General features: G+C 60.1%; 18 protein-coding genes. 8 read left to right on the top strand and 10 right to left on the bottom strand.

Annotated elements, in window-relative coordinates; all coding sequences use genetic code 11:
* Window positions 1–9 precede the first annotated feature (9 nt).
* From AC5YUO_RS14755 to hemN, 4 genes are all read right to left on the bottom strand, one after another.
* Window positions 10–1,206: a beta-ketoacyl-ACP synthase gene (locus tag AC5YUO_RS14755; protein WP_496153817.1), complete on the bottom strand. Its 1,197-nt coding sequence runs from the start codon at window positions 1,204–1,206 to the stop codon at window positions 10–12.
* 208 nt (window positions 1,207–1,414) lie between these two features.
* Window positions 1,415–1,894 (bottom strand): 3-hydroxyacyl-ACP dehydratase FabZ family protein, encoded by a 480-nt coding sequence (locus AC5YUO_RS14750; RefSeq protein WP_496153816.1) that lies wholly within the window; start codon window positions 1,892–1,894, stop codon window positions 1,415–1,417.
* 88 nt (window positions 1,895–1,982) lie between these two features.
* The gene (locus AC5YUO_RS14745) at window positions 1,983–2,267 is read right to left on the bottom strand and encodes an acyl carrier protein (RefSeq protein WP_003495848.1); all 285 of its coding nucleotides are present in this window, start codon (window positions 2,265–2,267) and stop codon (window positions 1,983–1,985) included.
* Between the two features lie 114 nt (window positions 2,268–2,381).
* Window positions 2,382–3,731 (bottom strand): oxygen-independent coproporphyrinogen III oxidase, encoded by a 1,350-nt coding sequence (hemN, locus tag AC5YUO_RS14740; RefSeq protein ID WP_496153815.1) that lies wholly within the window; start codon window positions 3,729–3,731, stop codon window positions 2,382–2,384.
* 212 nt (window positions 3,732–3,943) lie between these two features.
* Between hemN and fnrN the strand changes: the two genes are divergently transcribed.
* Entirely contained in the window at window positions 3,944–4,669 is a 726-nt protein-coding gene (fnrN, locus tag AC5YUO_RS14735; protein WP_496153814.1) for a transcriptional regulator FnrN, read from the top strand.
* A 506-nt stretch (window positions 4,670–5,175) separates the two neighbouring features.
* Here fnrN and AC5YUO_RS14730 read toward each other — a convergent pair.
* The gene (locus AC5YUO_RS14730) at window positions 5,176–5,703 is read right to left on the bottom strand and encodes a hypothetical protein (protein WP_496153813.1); all 528 of its coding nucleotides are present in this window, start codon (window positions 5,701–5,703) and stop codon (window positions 5,176–5,178) included.
* A gap of 38 nt (window positions 5,704–5,741) precedes the next feature.
* On the opposite strand from AC5YUO_RS14730, the gene AC5YUO_RS14725 reads away from it, so the two are divergent.
* From AC5YUO_RS14725 to AC5YUO_RS14700, 6 genes are all read left to right on the top strand, one after another.
* Window positions 5,742–7,601 carry a PHA/PHB synthase family protein gene (locus tag AC5YUO_RS14725; protein ID WP_496153812.1) on the top strand — a complete coding sequence of 620 codons (1,860 nt, stop codon included), beginning with the start codon at window positions 5,742–5,744 and terminating at the stop codon, window positions 7,599–7,601.
* Between the two features lie 225 nt (window positions 7,602–7,826).
* Window positions 7,827–8,546, top strand: coding sequence for a DNA/RNA nuclease SfsA (gene sfsA, locus AC5YUO_RS14720; RefSeq protein ID WP_496153811.1), 720 nt, complete (start codon window positions 7,827–7,829; stop codon window positions 8,544–8,546).
* Between the two features lie 31 nt (window positions 8,547–8,577).
* On the top strand, window positions 8,578–9,411 hold the full coding sequence (map, locus tag AC5YUO_RS14715; RefSeq protein WP_496153810.1) for a type I methionyl aminopeptidase: 834 nt from the start codon (window positions 8,578–8,580) through the stop codon (window positions 9,409–9,411).
* Between the two features lie 13 nt (window positions 9,412–9,424).
* Window positions 9,425–10,267 carry a RadC family protein gene (gene radC, locus AC5YUO_RS14710; RefSeq protein ID WP_496153809.1) on the top strand — a complete coding sequence of 281 codons (843 nt, stop codon included), beginning with the start codon at window positions 9,425–9,427 and terminating at the stop codon, window positions 10,265–10,267.
* 137 nt (window positions 10,268–10,404) lie between these two features.
* Window positions 10,405–10,827: a TadE/TadG family type IV pilus assembly protein gene (locus tag AC5YUO_RS14705; RefSeq protein ID WP_496153808.1), complete on the top strand. Its 423-nt coding sequence runs from the start codon at window positions 10,405–10,407 to the stop codon at window positions 10,825–10,827.
* Between the two features lies 1 nt (window position 10,828).
* On the top strand, window positions 10,829–12,580 hold the full coding sequence (locus AC5YUO_RS14700; RefSeq protein WP_496153807.1) for a TadG family pilus assembly protein: 1,752 nt from the start codon (window positions 10,829–10,831) through the stop codon (window positions 12,578–12,580).
* Between the two features lie 65 nt (window positions 12,581–12,645).
* Here the strand turns inward: AC5YUO_RS14700 and AC5YUO_RS14695 are convergent, their stop codons facing one another.
* The 4 genes from AC5YUO_RS14695 to rpiA form a co-directional block, all read right to left on the bottom strand.
* On the bottom strand, window positions 12,646–14,022 hold the full coding sequence (locus tag AC5YUO_RS14695) for a class II 3-deoxy-7-phosphoheptulonate synthase (RefSeq protein WP_496153806.1): 1,377 nt from the start codon (window positions 14,020–14,022) through the stop codon (window positions 12,646–12,648).
* Window positions 14,023–14,271: 249 nt separating this feature from the next.
* Window positions 14,272–15,657 (bottom strand): glutathione-disulfide reductase, encoded by a 1,386-nt coding sequence (gene gor, locus AC5YUO_RS14690; RefSeq protein ID WP_496153805.1) that lies wholly within the window; start codon window positions 15,655–15,657, stop codon window positions 14,272–14,274.
* A gap of 209 nt (window positions 15,658–15,866) precedes the next feature.
* Complete coding sequence (locus AC5YUO_RS14685) at window positions 15,867–16,436, bottom strand: DUF2059 domain-containing protein (RefSeq protein WP_137003579.1); 570 nt, start codon at window positions 16,434–16,436, stop codon at window positions 15,867–15,869.
* Window positions 16,437–16,452: 16 nt separating this feature from the next.
* A complete protein-coding gene (rpiA, locus tag AC5YUO_RS14680) occupies window positions 16,453–17,148 on the bottom strand; it encodes a ribose-5-phosphate isomerase RpiA (RefSeq protein ID WP_400818343.1) in 696 nt (231 codons plus the stop codon).
* A 190-nt stretch (window positions 17,149–17,338) separates the two neighbouring features.
* On the opposite strand from rpiA, the gene AC5YUO_RS14675 reads away from it, so the two are divergent.
* Window positions 17,339–18,040: an HAD family hydrolase gene (locus AC5YUO_RS14675; protein WP_496153804.1), complete on the top strand. Its 702-nt coding sequence runs from the start codon at window positions 17,339–17,341 to the stop codon at window positions 18,038–18,040.
* A gap of 311 nt (window positions 18,041–18,351) precedes the next feature.
* On the opposite strand, the gene AC5YUO_RS14670 is transcribed toward AC5YUO_RS14675, so the two are convergent.
* The gene (locus AC5YUO_RS14670; protein ID WP_496153803.1) at window positions 18,352–20,295 is read right to left on the bottom strand and encodes a L,D-transpeptidase family protein; all 1,944 of its coding nucleotides are present in this window, start codon (window positions 20,293–20,295) and stop codon (window positions 18,352–18,354) included.
* Window positions 20,296–20,465: the final 170 nt, after the last annotated feature.

The raw sequence follows: 20,465 nt of genomic DNA, 5'->3' as shown, positions 1-20,465 counted from the left end.
TCTTTCTCCTCAAACGTCGCGGGACAGAACGGCGACACCTTCGCCGCGCACATGGCCGACAGTGGTGACGACGGCTTCGGTGGCGGCTTCGCCCATTGGCTTTTCCGCAGCCGCGTCGAACGTAGGAACCTTCGCGCCGCTTTCAAGCGTGAGCGCCGCGAGCGCGAGGCCGAGCGGAAACTGTGCTTCAAGTCCATGGCCGGTGATACCACCGAAACCACGAATGGCGGCATTCGGCAGGGCTTTTTCGAGAATGTCCTTTTCGCGCGCCGTGACATCGTCATAACCGCTGGCACCGGAAAACACGACGGTCGCAGCACTGTCCTTTGCAGGCGCAAGCAGGCGCTCCATGCGCTTTTCCATCTTGCCGTCATCGCGGCTGCCGCGGTCACCTTCAATGGCGTCGATACGGGCATAAATGCGCGCGCCGCGCGCGCTGGCATGCTTGCGCGATTCCAGCACGAGGAATGCACCGAGCGAACCGGAAATCATGCCGCCGCCGTCCTGGTCGCCACGCGACCACAGCGGCTGCCAGCCGCCCTGCGCATGCGCGCCGATGGCTTCAAACAGCAGGATCATGTCGGGACGCTCAGCCGAGAAGGCACCGCCGACCAGCGCATGGCTCGATTCGCCGGAACGGATACGGTGGAACGCGGTTTCGACGGCGGAAATACCGGCCGCTTCTTCGCCCATGAAGGTGCGCGAGGAACCCGTGACCTTGTGCACGATGGAGATATTGCCGGCCATCAGGTTGGAAAGCTGGGCGAGAAACAGCGTCGGGCGCAGTTCCGTCGTCAGCTTCTCATTGAGCAGCTTTTCGCGGTCATTGCGCTTCAGGGCTTCATCGACGATCAGCGTATCGACATTGATGTCGCGCTCACCGCCGCCGGCCGCCACGATCATGTCCATGGTGGCGCAGGCTTCGGCATTGTCCTTCAGCCCGGCATCATCAAGTGCGAGACCGGCGGCGAAAACGCCGAGGCGCTGCCAGTTTTCCATCTGGCGCTGGTCGCCGCGCTTGGCGATCTGCGCGGACCAGTCGATTTCCGGCATGGGATGGACCGGATAGGGCTTGAATTTTTCGGTCTCGACAACCGGCTCCGGCACGGCGGCTCCAGAAAGAAGCGCCACGTGCGCCTGGCTGCCAACGCCGTGACAGGTCACGATGCCGACCCCTGTTATCACCACATCATTGTCAGATTTCATCGTCTGTCATCCTTTGCAGCCGGCCCCGCCGAAACGGTCACGGCTATCCACAGCGGTTGCGAACAACCACTTCATGCGTTGCGGAATAAAGCGCGCGATGCGGATTGGCAATGGTGAAGGCCCGATCCGCCGTCGCGAGCCCACGATTTTCATGCATCGAAACCGGGCCGACGGGAAAAACGCCCTCTTTCGAAACGGGCGGAAGCGCTTATTTCTGCGCATCCGCGGCAATGGCCGCCATCAGGCCGACTTCTTCGGCCCGCTTCTTGACGATGGGACCGAGCGGGATTTCGCTGAACGGCATGGTGCGCATTTTCAGCTGCGCGTCGCAGACCTTCTTGCCGGCGGAGGTGATCTTCGCCTTGGTGACCGCGAAACCGGAACCGTCATGCTCCAGCACGGCCTCGATGTCGAGAACCGCGCCCGGCTCCACGAAGGTGCGCATCTTGGCGCCGTCGACCGACATCAGGAACGGCATGGAGGCAAAATCGGAAAATGCCAGAACCAGCATGCCGGAAGCCTGCGCCATGGTCTCGATCAGGAGCACACCCGGAACCAGCGGCATGCCGGGGAAATGGCCTTCGAATACAGGGCTTTTGTCGGGAACGACGGACTGCGCCTTCAATGTGCGCGCCGTCATGTCCACGGCCTCGACCTTGTCGATCATCTGAAAATATTCAAGCAGCATTCGTCCGGCCCGTCTCTGGTCGGTTAGTCATGGTTTGCCCGCAGGCGGCATCAAAAGAAAATGCCCGCCGGAAGCGAGCATTGTCACATCAGCCCTTGGCTGCGCGCAATTCGTCGATCTTGGCGCAGAGGTTCTTCAGCACGAAGTACTCTTCGGTGGAAACCTTGCCTTCGTTGACTTCCTGCGTCCACTGCTCGAGCGGAATCTTGATGCCGAATTCCTTGTCGATCGCGAAAACGATATCAAGAAAGTCGAGGCTGTCGATGCCCAGATCGTCGATCGTGTGGCTCTCCGGCGTAATGGTTTCGCGGTCGATTTCGCTGGTTTCGGCGATAATGTCGGCAACCTTGTCGAATGTAGCTGTCACGCCCATAATCCTTATTGTCGTTCGTATGAATTATCCTGTCTGACGCACCACATAGGCAAGTCGCACAAAAAAGCCAATGGTTTCGTGACGTAACTTTGAAATTTGCCCCAAAACTGTTGCCTAAACAGCAACCGAATGACGGCCGCGTCCATTGCCCAGATAGGTGTCGAAGATTGCCGCGATATTACGCACGAAGGGCTTTCCCGCCTCCGTGACGGCGAAAATATCGGCGTCCAGCCGCACCACGCCATCCCTGTCGCTTGCGGCAAAATGCTGCGCCTGATCCCTGACGGAATGGCTCACCCTGCCGAAACGATGCTGCAACTCGGAAAGATCGAGCGTGAAATCGCACATCAGCCTTTCGATGACATGCGAGCGCAGATGATCCTCTTCCGACAGTTCTATGCCCTTGACGACGGCAAGCCCGCCCTCGCCCACGATGCGCTGATATTCCCCCGTCGCCACCATGTTCTGCACATAACCCTGAGGCAGCCTGCCGATCGAGGATGCGCCAAGCCCGATCAATGCATCGGCCGTATCTGTCGTATAGCCCTGGAAATTTCGCCGCAGCGCACCGGCGTCGGCGGACTGGCACAAAGTATCGGCCGGCTTTGCAAAATGATCGATGCCAATCGCTTTGTAACCCGCCTGTTTCAGCATCTCTGCCGCCATCGTCATCTGCCGGTAGCGCTCGGCAATGTCAGGCAGGGCGTGCTCGGGAATGAGCGACTGGTGCTTCTTCATCCAGGGGACATGGGCATAACCGAAAAGCGCGATGCGATCAGGATCGAGCGACACGATCTGGTTGACAGTCTTCTCCAATGTCTCGCAGGTCTGGAACGGCAGCCCGTAAAGAATGTCGCAATTGACCGAATGCACGCCCCTCGCCCGCACCGCATCCACCACGGATTTCGTCTGCTCGAAGGACTGGATGCGGTTGATGGTTTTTTGCACTTTGTCATCAAAGTCCTGAACGCCGAGGCTCGCCCGCGACATGCCGATGGCGGCAAGCGCATCGTAACGGCTGTCATCCAGATCGTTCGGGTCCATCTCCACACTGATCTCTGGCGCAAGTCCGAAGGTGAAGTGACGCCGCAGACAGTCCATCAGGCTCCGCATGTCCTCGGGTTTCAGCATGGTGGGAGAGCCGCCACCAAAATGCACGGCACTCACCACGGCATCAGGTGAAACAAGGCGGCCCACCGCTTCGATTTCCTGCTTAAGTGCTTCCAGATAAACGGCAATCGGCTCGTATTTCAGCGTGTGCTTGGTGTGGCAGGCGCAGAACCAGCACAGCCGGTCGCAATAGGGAATATGCAGGTAAAGCGATATGCGGTTCCTGTGGCCAAGCGCGCCGAGCCAGCGGCGATAGGTGCCATTATCGATTCCCTCGTGGAAATGCGGCGCGGTCGGATAGCTCGTGTAACGCGGCACTGCACCCGAATATTTGCGAAGAAGTTCGGTATTCATCACCGGATTTGCCTTTTATCAAGAAAATGTCGATTTCCTCTCTTTCAGTAACCGCTGCGACAGTTTGCAACTTTGACTTCAATCAAATTGCGCCATAGGTTCTTGCTAAAGTAGACGCGGGGACGACGGCTACATGGCGCAAGCCTCTAAAGAGACCGTATTTGATACCCACGGTCGCAATCGTCCCGAAAAGCCAGCACTGGAAAAGGCTTATGGACACGCTGCAGAAGACCATCCACAATTCGGAAGAGCCCGTTGTTTGCCGCTCCTGCGAGGCGCGTCACGGCGGTCTTTGCAGCACGCTGACACCGCAGCAGCTCTGCGACCTCAACCGTCACTCCAGCCGCAAGAAGATGGAAGCCGGCATCGAGCTTCTCGGCCAGGGTGAACTCGTCACGTCCTATGGGAATATCCTCAAGGGCGTGGTGAAGCTGTCGAAGATGATGTCGGATGGCCGCCAGCAGATCGTCGGCCTGCAATTCGCACCGGATTTTCTCGGTCGTCCTTTCCTCGCGGAAAGCAAGATGACGGCGGAAGCAGCGACCGATGTGGAAATCTGTCTCTTCCCGCGCCGCGTCGTCGACCGCATGGTCTCCGAAGTGCCCGACATGGAGCGCAAGCTGCACAGCCAGTCCCTGAAGGAACTGGACGAGGCGCGTGACTGGATGCTGACGCTGGGGCGCAAATCGGCGCAGGAAAAGGTTGCCAGCTTCCTTTATATGATCGCCACCCATATCGACCCGGAAAACGAGGACAAATCCTGCTTCGACCTGCCGCTTTCACGCGCCGATATTGCCGATTTCCTCGGTCTCACCATCGAGACTGTTAGCCGGCAAATGACAAAGCTGCGCAAGGAAGGCATTATCCGCATCGAGAACAACCGCCATATCACGGTGCCCGATCTCGACGTTCTGAGCGAAGCCGCCGGTAACGACTGACGCAATTTCTCCTGTCACCGCCCCTGAAGCGCGGATGCCCCGAAATTGATGTGCGGCGCCCGCGCCTGCGCGGGTGCGAGCGCAAAACCGGCAAGAACCAGCAAAGCGGCGATGCATTTCATGATATTTCACCCCGTGCCCCGCTGTTTCAGCGGCCTGTTTGTTATGGCTTCATCCTAAGCGGCAAAACGCCTCCATCCGCTTAACATCTTGGGTAAGCGGATGGTTCAGAGGCAGGGTAAAGAAGGGGTTACGAGCTCGACATAGCCGCTTGTTTCTTCTCCCCGCCGGGGAGAAGGTGGCCCGAAGGGTCGGATGAGGGGGCTAGCGCTGAGATATACGGAGAGCTTCCCCCCTCATCCCGCTGCCGCGGACTTCTCCCCGACGGGGAGAAGAAACAGAGGCACCCGCTCGCTCCATATGGAATCGCGCGTTGGGGGCCATGTTTTGTCAATCAAAGATGGTCTGGCCAGTCGCTGAGACCGCGTAAACTGCGCGGCATAATCTCACTGCGAGGCGGCAGGCGTCGCAACCGGCTTCTGGTTTTCGGCAAGCGCCCGTAACTCTGCCACCCGGCGCTTGTATTCGGCTTCCGAAATCTGGCCGTTGCGCCGGGCCGCACCAAGGCGCGAAAGGCTTGTTTCCATCTTGGAGGCTTCATCCTCACCCATCTGGGTACCGGCGGCCGTCAGCGGCTGCGAGAAGGTGGGATAGGTGCCGGTGTCGCGCTTCTGGCTGACCGCAGTGTCGCTGACGGGGCGCGGACCAACGATTTCGGCCGTCGGGCGGCGCATATGGGCGGGGGCGACGATGGGCTCAGGGGCCTTGCAAGCCGCAAGCGTGGTGGCGAGCATGGCGCCGGAGAGCGAAAGCACAGCGATTCTCGCGGCATTTTCCGCATATGTCCCGAATGTGCCCATCTGCTTGCCCATCGTCATGTTCCGCCTGTAAGGATATCTGCCGATATCGAATTCGACCGCGGTTCGGCGCTTTATGCGCCTCCCCTTGCTGGTGGAACTTGTATTCGTTTTCATGCAGAATGTGCAAACACAAATTTGGTGGAGGATCGTGCATGGCAGGTGTTGACGGCGGGGGGGCGAAAAAGGGTGGCAAAACGCCCGGCTTCGACGCCAGTTCCGCCGAGGCCTACCTGATCCGCGACCCGGAAACCTTCGCGATCAACCTCGCCCGCGCGCTCGAAAACCTCGGCAAGGCCGCCTCCGAATGGCTGGCGCCACGCGAACGCGGCGAAATCCCCCAGACAAGCGCCGATCCGGTAACCGATCTCGTCAAGACGCTCTCCGATGTCGCCGAATACTGGATGGCGGAACCGAAGCGCTCGCTGGAAGCACAGACCCATCTTCTCTCCAGCTATTACGACCTGTGGGCAAAATCGCTGGCGCAATTTTCCAGCGATGCCGATTCGTCCCCGGAAAATGCGGCCGAAAGCGGTCCCGCCCAACGCAGAAGCAAGCGTTTTGCCGATGCCGACTGGCAGGCCAATCCGTTTTTCGATTTCCTTCTGAAAGCCTACCAGACCACCGTCGGTTTCGCCGACCGGATGGTGACGGAGGCAGACGGGCTGGATGAGCACACTCGCACCAAGGCGCTGTTTTACATGCGGCAGGTGACGGAAGCGCTTTCGCCGGCCAATTTCGTCTTCACCAATCCGCAGGTCTTCCGCGAAACGGTCGCCTCCAGCGGCGCCAATCTCGTCAAGGGCATGGCGCAGCTGGCGGAGGATGTCGCGGCCGGCAATGGCCATCTGAAACTGCGCCAGACCGATTACAGCAAATTCGTCATCGGCCAGAATATCGCCGTCACACCCGGCAAGGTGGTGGCGAAAAGCCCGCTCTGCGAAATCATCCATTACGCCCCGACGACGGAAAAGGTATTCAAACGGCCGCTGCTGATCGTGCCGCCGTGGATCAACAAATTCTACATTCTCGATCTCAACCCGCAGAAATCCTTTGTCGGCTGGTGCCTGGAACAGGGCCACAGCGTGTTCATGGTCTCCTGGATCAACCCGGATGCGCGCCTCGCCGACAAGGACTGGGACGATTATATCAGGGAAGGCATCGATTTCGCGCTCGATACCATCGAGGAACGAACCGGCGAGAAGGACATCAACGCCATCGGCTATTGCGTCGGCGGCACGCTGTTATCCTCGGCGCTGGCGCTGCATGCGCAGCAAGGCAATGAACGCATCCGCAGCGCCACGCTGCTCGCCGCCCAGACCGATTTCATCCATGCCGGCGATCTCAAGGTCTTCATCGATGAAGGCCAGCTGGCGGCGCTCGACAAGCACATGCAGGCGGTCGGTTATCTCGATGGCTCGATCATGGCCACCGTCTTCAACATGCTGCGCGCCTCCGATCTCATCTGGCCCTATGTGGTCGATAATTATCTGCGCGGCGCCGAGCCCCTGCCCTTCGATCTCCTCTACTGGAATTCCGATTCGACCCGGGTGACCGCCGCCAGCCACTCCTTCTATCTGCGCAATTGTTATCTCGAGAACAATCTCGCCCGCGGGCTTATGCGCGTTGACGGCAAGCGCATCAATCTCGGCGATATCACCATACCCGTCTATGATCTCGCCACCCGCGACGATCATATCGCGCCGGCGAAATCGGTCTTTACGGGGGCTGCCCTGTTCGGCGGGCCGGTGGAATTCGTGCTTGGCGCGTCCGGCCACATCGCCGGCGTCGTCAATCCGCCGCAGCTAGAGAAATACCAATATTGGACAGGACCGTCACCGGCCGGAGACTTCGATGCCTGGCAGGCCGCCGCCACGGCTCACAAAGGTTCCTGGTGGGTGCACTGGCAGAACTGGATCGAAAGCCAGAGTTCCGAGAAGGTGAAAGCGCGCAAGCCGAAAGATGGCAAGCGGCCCGTGCTCGGCGATGCGCCGGGGACCTATGTGCTGTCGTAGAAGGTCGGTAAAATTGACCAGTGCACGACAGAAAGACGTCTTCCACCAACGCTCCCTCCACCCTCATTCCTGTGCTTGTCACAGGAATCCAGTCGACGCGCGTCTGCGCGACGGAAGAGTCCTTTCAGCCCAAGGACTTGGGCTGGCTGGATCCCTGTGACAAGCACAGGGATGAGGGTGTAAAAACACGGCTCCACAAACACGCAATCACACCCTCAAGGCCCCATGTTCTTCACACCCCCGCTTATTCCCGCCACGCTCATTTCCCGCTACAAGCGTTTCCTCTTCGATGCCGTCCTGGAGGACGGCACGTCGATCACCGGCTCCTGCCCCAATACCGGCTCCATGCGCGGGCTGACGACACCGGGCTCCCGCATCTGGCTCTCCGAACATGACAGCCCGACACGCAAATATCGCCACATGCTGGAAATGGTCGAGGCCGATGGCACCGTGGTCGGCATCAATACCGGCATGCCGAACCGGCTGGCGGAAGAGGCGATCCTCACCGGCCGTATCCCGGAACTTGCCGGCTATTCAACAATCCGCCGCGAACAGAAATACGGGCGCAATTCCCGCATCGATTTCCTGCTGTCGGAACCCGGCCGGCCCGATGCCTATGTGGAAGTGAAGAACGTGCATTTCATGCGCGAGAAGGGTCTTGCCGAATTCCCCGATACCGCCACCAAACGGGGCGCCAAACATCTGGAGGAGCTGGGTGACGCGGCGGAAGCTGGTTACCGTTCAGTGATGCTCTATCTCATCCAGCGCGACGATTGCGAACGGATGCGCATCTGCGACGATCTCGACCCCGTCTATGCACTGGCGTTTCAACGGGCGATGGCGCGCGGCGTGGAGGCCTATGCGGTGAAATGCACGGTCTCGCCGGCACAAATTTCGGTCAGCGGAACGGTTAAGATGGACGAATGGCGTCCTGCTGTTTTATGAACAGGGACGTAAAGACACAGAAAGCACCAAGATGGTCACCTATATCGACGCAGCCTCCGCCCCCCTCAAGAACACGGGCGTCATCCGCCTTTATACGCTCGAGGATTTCGATGGCATGCGCAAGGCGTGTCAGCTAACGGCGCGTTGCCTCGATGAACTCGCGGCGATCGTCAAGCCCGGCGTCACGACCGACGCCATCGACCGCTTCGTCTTCGAATTCGGCGCCGACCATGGCGCGCTGCCGGCGACGCTGAATTATCGCGGTTACACGAAATCCGTCTGCACCTCGATCAACCACGTCGTCTGCCACGGCATTCCGGATGAAAAGCCGCTGCGCGACGGCGATATCGTCAATATCGACGTGACCTATGTGCTTGACGGCTGGCATGGCGATTCGAGCCGCATGTACCCGGTCGGCCAGATCAAGCGCGCCGCCGAGCGGCTGATGGAAGTGACCTATGAATGCCTGCTGCGCGGCATCGCGGCGGTGAAGCCCGGCGTACGCACCGGCGCGATCGGCGCGGCAATCCAGGCCTATGCGGAAGCGGAACGCTGCTCCGTCGTGCGTGATTTCTGCGGCCACGGCGTCGGACGCCTGTTCCACGATACGCCGAACATCCTGCATTACGGCCACCCCGACGAAGGCCCGGAAATCCGCGAGGGCATGATCTTCACCATCGAGCCGATGATCAACCTCGGCAAGCCGCATGTGAAGGTACTCTCCGACGGCTGGACGGCGGTGACGCGCGACCGCTCCCTCTCCGCCCAATATGAACATGCCGTCGGCGTCACCGCCACCGGCTGCGAAATCTTCACGCTGTCGCCGGGCGGCTTCGATCGTCCGGGCCTGCCGCCGCTCGCATAAGGCCACACCGCCTATGGCAAAACGCCCTGCCCCGCCTCCCGCCGATCTTTCCACGACGTCCGGCTTTGAGGCGGGCGAAGGCGATCTGTTCGAAGGGGCGGATGAACGTGGCTTTTTTGCCGAACCGCGAAGCGCGCCGAAGAAGGCCGCGCACGCCGCAACCGCGACGGAACAGGAAGCGGACGCCGCTCACTATCACGGCCACCGGGACCGGCTGCGGGCACGGTATCGCGATGGCGGCGATGCCGCGCTTGCCGATTATGAATTGCTGGAACTCCTGCTGTTCCGGCTGATCCCGAGACGCGACACCAAGCCGATTGCCAAGGCCCTCATTGCAAGATTCGGAACGCTCGGCGGCGTGCTCGGCGCACCCTTGCCGCTGTTGCAGGAAGTGAAGGGCGTGGGCGAGGCCGTGGCGCTTGATCTGAAGCTCGTCGCCTCCGTTTCCCAGCGTATGCTGAAAAGCGAAATCCGCAACAAGCAGGTCTTGAGCTCCTGGTCGTCGGTGATCGACTATTGCCATGCCGCCATGGCGCACGAGACGCGCGAGCAGTTCCGCATCCTCTTCCTCGACAAACGCAATGTGCTGATCGCCGACGAGGTGCAGGGTCAGGGAACCGTCGATCACACGCCGGTCTATCCGCGCGAAATCGTGCGGCGCGCGCTGGAATTATCATCTACAGCGTTGATTTTAATACATAATCATCCAAGTGGGGACCCGACCCCTTCGCGTGCGGATATCGAGATGACCAAAACCATCATCGATACGGCAAAGCCGCTCGGCATCACCGTCCACGATCATATCATCATCGGCAAGGACGGCCACGCCAGCTTCAAGGGCCTTCGGCTGATCTGAAGCAGACGCGAATGTTTAAGAAGGGCTGCAACCCATAAGAGCGGCATCAACAAAAAATTAACACCTATAAATTAGCATTTCCGAAAATAATAAATCAAGGCATCGAACCTTGATGCCTTAAGGAACGGGGGTGCTTTATGCGTAGTGCAGTGCGTTTCCTTCGCGATCGGTCCGGCTCGAACGCTGTCGAGTTCGCCATTGTCGCACCGATCTTCTTTCTCGTCCTTTTGACCATGATCGCCTACGGCATCTATCTGATGGCGGCCTATTCGGTGCAGCAGATCGCCGCCGATGCGGCGAGAACGGCGGTTGCCGGGCTGAACACGACTGAACGCCAGCAGCTTGCCCGGGATTTCGTCACCAAAAGCGACCTCAGCTACGCCTTCATGGACAAGAGCCGCTTCACCGTCAATGTCGCCACCGATCCCGCCAATGCCAACCAGTTCACGGTGAAGGTCGAATACGACGCCCGCAACCTGCCGATCTGGAGCCTCTACAGCTACACCCTGCCCGAGCCGGTCATCCGGCGTTTTTCCACCATCCGGATCGGAGGAGCATGACATGCGAGATATCCATTCCCTGCTTCCCCGCTTCCTCAAGGATAAAACGGGCAACATCGCCATTTCGGCCGGGCTCACCGCACCGCTCTTCATCGGCATATTGGCGCTGGGCGTCGACTACGGTTACCTGACATTGCAGAAACGGCAATTGCAGCAGACCGCAGATCTCGCGGCCATATCGGCGGCAGCCAATGCCACGGACGCCGAAAAGGCAGTCCAGCAATATTTTGCCCTCAATGGCATGGATCTCGGCGTCAAGACGGACAAGGGTCTCTTGACCGCCAATGGGTTGCAGCCCTTCGATCCCCTAAATGAATTCGCCAGCAGCAAGGGTTACGCCGAAGTCATCAAAGGTCACTACGAACCGGATGCGACAGTGCCGGTCGGCCAGCGTTTCGTCGACAATGCCCTGCCCACCAATGCGATCAAGGTGAACATCGTCGAACAGGGGCAGATATTCTTCGCCTCCGCCTTCACCAAGCCGCCCAAGGTCTCGGCGGTCGGAACGGCCTCCGCCCAGAAGATAGCCGCATTTTCGGTGGGATCGCGGCTGGCGAGCCTCGATGAGGGAATTCTCAACAGCCTGCTCGGCGGCCTGCTCGGCGGCCTGCTCGGCACCACAGTGTCGCTGAAGCTCATGGATTACCAGGCGCTTCTCGCAGCCGATGTCAATGCGCTGAAGATCGTCGAGGCGCTGGCCATCGATCTCAACCTCACCGCCGGCACCTACAAGGACGTGTTGCAGACGGAAATCAGCTACGGCAAATTCCTCGACGTGCTGACGAAAACCACCGGCCTGCAGCCGGCGGTCGCCAACATCCTGAAGACGCTGCAAAAAACCGTCAATAAGAGCAACGTCAACCTCAAGCTTGAGGAAATCCTCAATCTCGGCCCCTTCTCCGACAAGCTGATCGGCACGGGTGAAAACCTCAAGGTGACCGCCGGCGTCTTCGACCTCATCAATGCCGCAGCCGTTGCAGGCAATGGCGGCAACCAGCTGGGGCTTAATCTCAACGCCAATGTCCTCGGTCTCGCCTCGGTCAAGGCAACGCTTGCCATTGGCGAACCGCCCGTTGAAACGCCGTCGCTCGCCGTCGGCGGTCAGGGCACCATCGTGCGCACCGCGCAGACCCGGCTGGCGGTCAATGTCGTGGTGGACGGGCTGCAGGCCATTGCCGGCCTCAAGGTCAATATTCCGCTCTATGTGGAAGTCGCCCATGCCGAAGCGCGGCTTGCCGATATTCGCTGCACGGGCGGCGGACAGGGTACCGTCGATGTCGAGGTCGTTCCCGGCGTGGCCGAAATCGCCCTTGGCAATGTCGATACCACGGCCTTCGCCAATTTCGGCAAGGACCCGCGTGTCACCAAGGCGGCCATCGTGGATTCAGCGCTGCTGGCCATCAATGGCAGCGCCCTCATCAACGCCACCAACATGACGAAGACCAAGCTGACCTTCACCCAGTCGGATATTACACAAGCCAAGATCAAGAGCGTCTCGACCAAGGACACCGTCACCACTCTTGTCAGCTCGCTGCTGAAGAACCTCAATCTGGATATCCGGCTTCTCTTCCTCAACCTCGATCTGGGAGGTCTGGCGGGCATCCAGGCAGCGCTTGCCAACACGCTTGCGGTGGTCACCGCTCCGGTCGATCAGCTGCTCTACAACGTGCTTCTGGTTCTCGGCGTCAAGATCGGCGAAGCCGATGTGCGGGTGACGGATGTTCGCTGCCAGCAGCCAGCACTGGTGCAATAATTTAGCACTGCGCATGAAAAAGCCGCCGGAAGGTCTCCCGGCGGCTTTTTTGTTATTGCGCCAGATCAGGCGTTGGCGATTGCCAGACGCTTCTCATCGCGACCGCTCTTCATGCGCTCGGACAGCAGGAACGCCAGTTCCAGTGCCTGATCGGCGTTGAGGCGCGGATCGCAATGGGTGTGGTAACGGTCCGACAGCGAATCCGCCGTCACGGCGCGGGCGCCACCCGTGCATTCCGTCACGTCCTTGCCGGTCATCTCGATATGGATGCCGCCCGGATGTGTGCCTTCGGCGCGGTGGATCTGGAAGAAGCTTTCGACTTCCGACAGGATGCGCTCGAACGGACGCGTCTTGTAGTGGTTGAGCGTGATCGTGTTGCCATGCATCGGATCGCAGGACCAGACGACCTTGCGGCCTTCCTTCTCGACAGCGCGAATGAGCTTCGGCAGGCTGTCGGCCACCTTGTCATGGCCGAAACGGCAAATCAGCGTCAGGCGGCCGGCCTCGTTTGCCGGGTTCAGCGCATCGATCAGCTCGATCAGATTGTCGGGCGTCAGCGACGGACCGCATTTCAGACCGATCGGGTTCTTGATGCCGCGGAAATATTCCACATGCGCATGGTCGAGCTGACGCGTGCGGTCGCCGATCCAGATCATGTGGCCGGACGTGGCGTACCAGTCGCCGGAAGTGGAATCGACGCGGGTCAGCGCCTCTTCGTAACCGAGCAGCAGCGCCTCATGGCTGGTGAAGAAATCGGTCTCGCGCAGGCTCGGATTGCTGTCCGCGCTGATGCCGATCGCCTTCATGAAGTCCATGGTTTCGGAAATCCGGTCGGCCAGCTTGCGGTAGCGGTCCGCCTGCGGGCTGTCCTTGATGAAACCGAGCATCCACTGATGAACGTTTTCGAGGTTGGCGTAACCACCCATCGCGAAAGCGCGCAACAGGTTCAGCGTTGCGGCCGACTGGCGGTAGGCGTCGAGCTGGCGCTCCGGGCTCGGAATGCGCGAACCTTCGTTGAATTCGATACCGTTGATGATATCACCGCGGTAGGACGGAAGCGACACGCCATCCTGCACTTCCACGTTGGAAGAGCGCGGCTTGGCGAACTGGCCGGCAATACGTCCCACCTTTACGACAGGCAGCTGGGCGCCATAGGTGAGCACGACGGCCATCTGCAGGAAGGCGCGGAAGAAGTCGCGGATATTGTCGGCGCCATGCTCGAGGAAGCTTTCGGCGCAATCGCCACCCTGCAGCAGGAAGGCGTTGCCTTCGGCCACATTGGCGAGCTGTTTTTTCAGGCGGCGGGCCTCACCGGCAAAGACCAGCGGCGGATAGGTCGCAAGCGTGGCTTCCGTCGCCGCAAGGGCGGCCGCGTCAGGATATTCGGGAACCTGCTGGATCGGTTTCTGCCGCCAGCTGCCGGGGGTCCAATTCTGTGCCATGTTCTTACCCTTTTTTCGCCCGCGCGACTGCCGCGCGACCGCCTCGAAAAATTGAGCGGCTTATAGCTCCAAGCATCGGCTTTGCATAGCCGATCCCGGAGCCAACAGGCTCATTCTGCCCGTTTTGAGCGCTCCAGACGCACAAAAGTCAATTCAAACGATTTAACAACCCGCCGCCATCCGAAAAACACCGGCTTCGAGAGGGCGGCGGGCAAATAGGACAGCGATTATATCACGCCTGTATCGGCGTTACACACGCTCGCCATTCACCACACGGTAGCTCGGCGAATACATCGTCACCAGCTCTTCGGCGGCCGTCGGATGAACCGCCATGGTGCGGTCGAAATCATCCTTGGTGCAGCCGGCCTTCAGCGTGATGCCGAGAAGCTGCGCCATCTCGCCTGCCTCGTGGCCGAGAATATGGACGCCGACAACCTTGCGGTCGGCGGCATTGACAATCAGCTTCATGATCGTCTTCTCCTGACGGCCGGACAGCGTTGCCTTCATCGGCCGGAACTGGGCGCGATAGACTTCCAGTTCCGGATATTTCTTGCCGGCTTCCTCTTCCGAAAGACCGACCGTGCCGATTTCCGGCTGCGAAAACACCGCCGTCGCGATCAGCTCGTGATCCGGCTTGGTCGGGTTGTTCCTGTATTCGGTCTCGATGAAGCACATCGCCTCATGGATCGCCACCGGCGTCAGCTGTACCCGGTCGGTGACGTCGCCCAGCGCGAAGATACCAGGCACGTTCGTGCGCGAATAATCATCAACGATGATCGCGCCGCGCGCATCCACCTTCACACCGGCGTTTTCGAGACCGAGACCTTTCGTGTTCGGATCGCGCCCCAGCGCCAGCATCACCGTCTCGACGGCAAGTGTGCCGTGGTTCTTGGTACGGGCCTGCAACGCGCCCTCACCCTTCGTCACTTCTTCGATGACATCGCCGAGCAGGATCTTGATGCCCTTGGCCTCCATCGCCTCGTGCAGGCCCTTGCGCATATCCTGATCGAACCGCGACAGGATTTCCTTGCCGCGATAGATCAGCGTCGTTTCCACGCCGAGCCCATGGAAGATATTGGCGAATTCCACGGCGATGTAACCGCCGCCGGCGATCAGGATCGATTTCGGCAGCTCTTCCAGATTGAAGGCCTCGTTGGACGAGATCGTCAGCTCGTGGCCGGGCAGCGCCCTGTGCTCGTTCGGCGTACCGCCAACGGCAATCACGATACGCTCGGCCGTGAAGGTCTCACCGGTTTTCGTCAGCTTCACGGTATGGGCATCGACCAGTTCCGCCCGGCTGTCGAAAATATCGGCCTTGGCGTTCTCCAGCCCCTTGCGGTAGAGCCCTTCGAGACGGGTGATTTCCTTGTCCTTCGCCGCGATCAGCTTCTTCCAGTCGAAACTGCGTTCACCGACGCTCCAGCCAAACCCTTCCGAATCCTCGAAATGTTCAGGGAATTGCGAGGCATAAACGAACAGCTTCTTCGGCACGCAGCCGCGGATGACGCAGGTGCCGCCATAACGATATTCTTCCGCAATCCCCACGCGCTTGCCGAGCGAGGCCGCCACGCGGCCGCTGCGCACGCCGCCGGAACCGCCACCGATGACGAAAAGATCGTAGTCATAAGCTGTCATAGTCAAAACCCCTGATCAAAACCGCCATTAGGCCTCAAGACGGGCGGCGGTGCATTCACGCCACATATAGGTGCTGCGACGCACAAATGAAAAGCCCGGTCTTTCGGCCGGGCTTTGAATATTTCTGAAGATGGGCTTTTTATGCCAGAGCATCGAATTTTCCGGAAATTGCGTGACACGTTCCGGTCCCCGATGCTCTCCCAGTTCAATCAGGGCTTGGGAGCAGCCGGAGCGCCGCCCGTGGCGTTCTGATCGGCCGGAAGCGGCTTCAGATCGGCGCCAGCAACCTTCTGCAGCTCGGTCATGCTGGAAGCGTTGAGGTCGCGGTTGATGCCGGCGGCCCAGATGTCGGCGGCCTTCATCAGTTCGCGCGTGGCGATCGGGCCGTCCTTCAGGAGCTTCTTGCCGGCTTCGCTGCTGTAGAAGGTGGAAATGGCGTTCAGCTCTTCGACAGTGAAGGCGCGCGCATAGGTGAGTGCTGCCTCGCGCTCCAGATCGGCACGGCGCGGCGCAAGCTCGAGAGCCTTGGCGTCAACGGTCTCGGTGATCGCGTCCTGAACGTTCGGCGAGGCCTGAATGAGTTCGGCCTTCAGACGCTCGGCCAGTCCAGGCAGAATGTCATCGAAACGATCGGTAACGCCAAGAGAGGTGATCGCCTGCCGTGCGGCAGCGATATGCGCTTCGGAAATTTCCTGAGCGCGTGCGGCAGTACCGAACACGATGCCGGAAATGAGGATCGAAGCAGCGGCAGCTTTGCCCAGTCCCGCTAATTTGACCATGAAAATCTCGCTCCTGTTATACTGCCTGCATCACGCGGGCGCCTTCAGGACCCGCGATAATGGCAAGCGATGCCAAATTTATGAAAAGTCCGTGCTCAACGACACCGGGAATCGTGTGCAGATCGCGTGCTAGCGCTTCTGCATCAGGAATACGGCCAAAAGATGCGTCGAGGATCAGGTGTCCGCCATCCGTCATGAAGGCGCCGTCGCCGGAAGAACGCAGCGTCAGCGTGCCGGAAAGCCCGGACCGCGACGCCAGCTTTTCGATGGCGATACGCGTCGCCACCTGGCCGAACGGGTTGATTTCGATGGGAAGCGGAAAAGCGCCCAGCGTCTCCACCACCTTGCTCTGGTCAGCAATCACGATCATGCGGGCGGATGCCGCCGCAACGATCTTTTCGCGCAAAAGCGCGCCACCGCCACCCTTGACGAGACGCAGCCCATGATCGACCTCATCCGCACCGTCAATGGTCAGATCGAGTTCCGGCAATTCATCCAGCGATTTCAGCGGCACGCCAAGCTCGACGCAAAGACGCGCGGTGCGCTCGGATGTCGGCACGCCCTCGACCTTGAGGCCGGCGGCGACCTTTTCGGCCAGAAGCCGGACGAATTCCTCGGCCGTAGAACCCGTGCCGATACCAAGCCGCATCCCATCCTGCACATGGGACAATGCGGCCTCGGCGGCCTTGATCTTCATCTGGCGGGCATCCATGTGCCTGAAACTCCGGTAGCTTTGTCGTCGCCGTGCTGTTTACACGGGTCGAAAGCCAAACGAAAGCCTTTTTCAAGCCAACGAACAGAACGTTGTGACGCGGTTGCAAAGACAGGCCCGTTTGCCTAGGCTTGGCGCGAATGAAAGCACCGATACATCCGTTACACGCATTCCCGAGAGGCCCGTTCCCGTGACATCCCGCCCGCTCTCCCCGCTCGCCATTTTCGATCTCGACGGCACGCTGGTCGATACCGCCGCCGATCTGGTCTCGAGCCTCAATCACACCATTGCCGCAGCCGGTCTTGCGCCCGCCACCTATGACGATCTGACCCACCTCGTCGGCCAGGGTGCACGGGTGATGATCAAGCGGGCCTTCGCGCTGCGCGAGACGGAACTGCCGGAAGCCGAGATCGAGCCGCTTTACGAGCGTTTCATCACCCATTACCGCGCCGAAATGCCCGGCGAAAGCCGCCCCTATCCCGGCATTATCAACACGCTGGATGCGCTTTCCGAAGCCGGCATCACACTTGCCGTCTGCACCAACAAGACCGAAATCCTCGCTCTGCCGCTGCTCGAAAAACTCGGCCTGACCCGATATTTCGCCGCCATTACCTGCGGCGACACTTTCTCCTTCCGCAAGCCGGATGCCCGCCATATTCTCGGCACCATCGAAAAGGCCGGCGGCGACATCAGGCGCTCGATCATGGTCGGCGACAGCATCAACGACATTCTCGCGGCAAGGAACGCGGCCGTCCCGTCGATTGGCGTGACCTTCGGTTATACGGATGTGCCGATGGTGAAACTTGAGCCGGATGTGGTGATCGATGATTTCACTGAGTTGACGCCGGCGCTGTTCGAAGAACTCGTTGCGAAAGGTGCGGCGGCTGCCTGAGAGGCTGGACCAGACAAGTAAAGCGCCAGGGAACGGCGATTCCGACGTCGATGAGAGCTGAACAACCTCTCATCCGTCATGCCGGACTAGATCCGGCATCCAGCCACGGCGCGTCTGCGCCGTGAAAAGAATCTTTTGCGATCAAGGACTTGATCGCGCTGGACCCCGGATCAAGTCCGGGGTGACGGAGTACGGTGTTGCCGTTGACGCCAAATGTAGCAGGCGGACTCCAGCACCAAACAAATTGGCAGGCCTTTCCTTCAAACAAAAAAGCGCCGTCCCCGGCGCTTTTTTTCTTGATGCTATTCTGATCAAATCGACGCGGCCCGCGCCTTCGTCGTCACGGCAAATGCCTTCTGCACATAGCTGTCACGGTCATAGACATCGTCGAAGAACTGCACCTTGCCGTCCTTGTCCGGCCAGGCCGTAAAATAAGCGACATAGACCGGAACCTTCTCCGGCACCTGCACGGCGCGGTTCTTGCCCGAAGCGATCTGCTCGCCCACCTTGTCGACGCTGGTGCCCAGAACGGCAGCCGCCATGCGGCGCGGATCGACGAGGCGGATACAGCCATGGCTCAGCGCCCGCATGTCGCGGTTGAAGAAGCTCTTGGCCGGCGTGTCATGCATGTAGATGGCATGCGCATTGGGGAAGAGGATTTTCAGGTCGCCCAGCGCATTGTCACTGCTCGGCGGCTGGCGCACGGAAACGGCGTTGGTCGAGCCATACCAGTTGACGCTGGTGGAGGAGACCGCACGGCCGCCCACCTGCACTTCGTAACCGAGCCGGTCGAGATAGGACGGATCGCGGCGCAGCTTCGGCAGCATCTCGTTGACGATGATCGACTGCGGCACGCCCCAATAGGGGTTGAACTCGACCGTCTGGATTTCGTCCTGGAAGAAATAGGTCTGGTTGGCCTTCGAGCCGACGACCACCTTCATGCCGAACTGCTCCACGCCGTCATTGTGGTAATAGGCCATGAAAGCCGGCTGGTTGATGAAGACGTAACGCTGGCCGAGATCGGCCGGCAGCCAGCGGATCTGCTCCATGGCCACCTGCACCTTGGCAACCTTCGCATCGTTGCTTTCGCCGACCATGGCGCGGACGGTGGCGCGGCCAATCACGCCATCGGGCTTCAACCCGTTCTCGCTCTGGAAGGCCTTTACGAGATCGACGAGATCGGGCGTATAATCCGGGGTCTGCTGGTAGGCGGAAATGATCGCCGCATGCTCGGCCTTGAAGGCCGGCGAAGCGCGATGTTCGATCGCCTTGACGACATTGGCCATCTCGGCGCTGCTGTTGCCGGGTTTCAGCACCAGATCGGCGGGCACACGGACGGCGTGAACCGCATCACCCTCACCGCGCAGACGGGCAAGTTCCGCCTTCAGCGCAAGATATTCGGCGCTCGATGGTTCGCGGCTGCGCAGATAGGCGGCGACATCGGGGCTCAGGCCCGCAAGCTTCAGAACGGGTGTAAGGTTCACCGTCTTGCGCTTGAAATCGTGATAGCCGGAGAGCCGGTTCGGATCGACACGCCCACGGGCTGTGTCCTGCACATAGGCGAGAACCTTGGCGGAAAGCGCCAGCTCGAACTGCATCTGCGCCCGCTGATAGGCGTCGGACACAGGCGCCGAGGCCGTTTCCACCGGTGTGCCGGTTGCGGCCGTGCTTGACGCATTGCTGATGCTGGCGGTCACATCCTTTGCCGGCGCGGAAATGCTGTAATCGGCCGGATCGAGGCCGCTTTCGCCGACCGTCTCGAAGAAGGCCATGACGGCATTGGCGCGCTCGGTCAGTTCGCCGCCGGAAACCCACAGCGTCTTGCCGCCAGCGCCGTAATAGGCCTCCAGCGTCTTGGCGATTTCGGGTGTGGCGCTGAACTTCAGATTGGCGAGACCTTCGGGGAAATTCGCCGTGTTCACGAGACGGGAGGCATCCGCCTTGTAATCGTAATAACGCGGGCCGGAAACGCGCGGCAGGGGCTCGGGATCGGATGCATCGGCGCTCGGTCCTGAAACCGATGGCGAGGTAACGATGCCGGCCGGCGGCAATTCACCGCGGTCGCGCGCGATCTTGCCGGGACCGCCGCGCAGGAGGTCCATCAGGGTCACCGCGCCGGCGCTGCCGGGAAGAGCGGTGGAAACGGAAAGACCGAGAGCCAGCACCAGCGCTGCCGATGTTTTTCCAGATGTGACTTGCAATTTGATCCTCGTAGCACCCAGCACCGCCAGTGAAAGGGCGGGCATCAGTTTCATGCCTGTCTAGCCGATCGACGGCCCATTGAAAAGAAAACGCGAAAAGGCCCACAACCGTGCCGAAATGAACCTTATGATACAGCCAAAGCCATAAAAACGTAATTTCCAGAATTGGCGAGAATGGTTAAATTTCTATTTATTTCATTCACTTTGCCTTGCTCCACGACACC

Source organism: Agrobacterium sp. LEGMi-208b (assembly GCF_059511785.1).
This window is presented reverse-complemented; position numbering and strand designations above follow the sequence as displayed.

What these genes read in the sequence shown, in the direction of transcription:
- gor (WP_496153805.1), bottom strand. Translation starts at nt 15,657, where the DNA reads ATGACAGCTTATGACTACGATCTTTTCGTCATCGGTGGCGGTTCCGGC.
- AC5YUO_RS14685 (WP_137003579.1), bottom strand. Translation starts at nt 16,436, where the DNA reads ATGGTCAAATTAGCGGGACTGGGCAAAGCTGCCGCTGCTTCGATCCTC.
- AC5YUO_RS14755 (WP_496153817.1), bottom strand. Translation starts at nt 1,206, where the DNA reads ATGAAATCTGACAATGATGTGGTGATAACAGGGGTCGGCATCGTGACC.
- AC5YUO_RS14730 (WP_496153813.1), bottom strand. Translation starts at nt 5,703, where the DNA reads ATGAAAACGAATACAAGTTCCACCAGCAAGGGGAGGCGCATAAAGCGC.
- AC5YUO_RS14695 (WP_496153806.1), bottom strand. Translation starts at nt 14,022, where the DNA reads ATGGCACAGAATTGGACCCCCGGCAGCTGGCGGCAGAAACCGATCCAG.
- sfsA (WP_496153811.1), top strand. Translation starts at nt 7,827, where the DNA reads ATGTTCTTCACACCCCCGCTTATTCCCGCCACGCTCATTTCCCGCTAC.
- rpiA (WP_400818343.1), bottom strand. Translation starts at nt 17,148, where the DNA reads ATGGATGCCCGCCAGATGAAGATCAAGGCCGCCGAGGCCGCATTGTCC.
- hemN (WP_496153815.1), bottom strand. Translation starts at nt 3,731, where the DNA reads ATGAATACCGAACTTCTTCGCAAATATTCGGGTGCAGTGCCGCGTTAC.
- map (WP_496153810.1), top strand. Translation starts at nt 8,578, where the DNA reads ATGGTCACCTATATCGACGCAGCCTCCGCCCCCCTCAAGAACACGGGC.
- AC5YUO_RS14750 (WP_496153816.1), bottom strand. Translation starts at nt 1,894, where the DNA reads ATGCTGCTTGAATATTTTCAGATGATCGACAAGGTCGAGGCCGTGGAC.
- AC5YUO_RS14700 (WP_496153807.1), top strand. Translation starts at nt 10,829, where the DNA reads ATGCGAGATATCCATTCCCTGCTTCCCCGCTTCCTCAAGGATAAAACG.
- radC (WP_496153809.1), top strand. Translation starts at nt 9,425, where the DNA reads ATGGCAAAACGCCCTGCCCCGCCTCCCGCCGATCTTTCCACGACGTCC.
- AC5YUO_RS14670 (WP_496153803.1), bottom strand. Translation starts at nt 20,295, where the DNA reads ATGAAACTGATGCCCGCCCTTTCACTGGCGGTGCTGGGTGCTACGAGG.
- fnrN (WP_496153814.1), top strand. Translation starts at nt 3,944, where the DNA reads ATGGACACGCTGCAGAAGACCATCCACAATTCGGAAGAGCCCGTTGTT.
- AC5YUO_RS14705 (WP_496153808.1), top strand. Translation starts at nt 10,405, where the DNA reads ATGCGTAGTGCAGTGCGTTTCCTTCGCGATCGGTCCGGCTCGAACGCT.
- AC5YUO_RS14745 (WP_003495848.1), bottom strand. Translation starts at nt 2,267, where the DNA reads ATGGGCGTGACAGCTACATTCGACAAGGTTGCCGACATTATCGCCGAA.
- AC5YUO_RS14725 (WP_496153812.1), top strand. Translation starts at nt 5,742, where the DNA reads ATGGCAGGTGTTGACGGCGGGGGGGCGAAAAAGGGTGGCAAAACGCCC.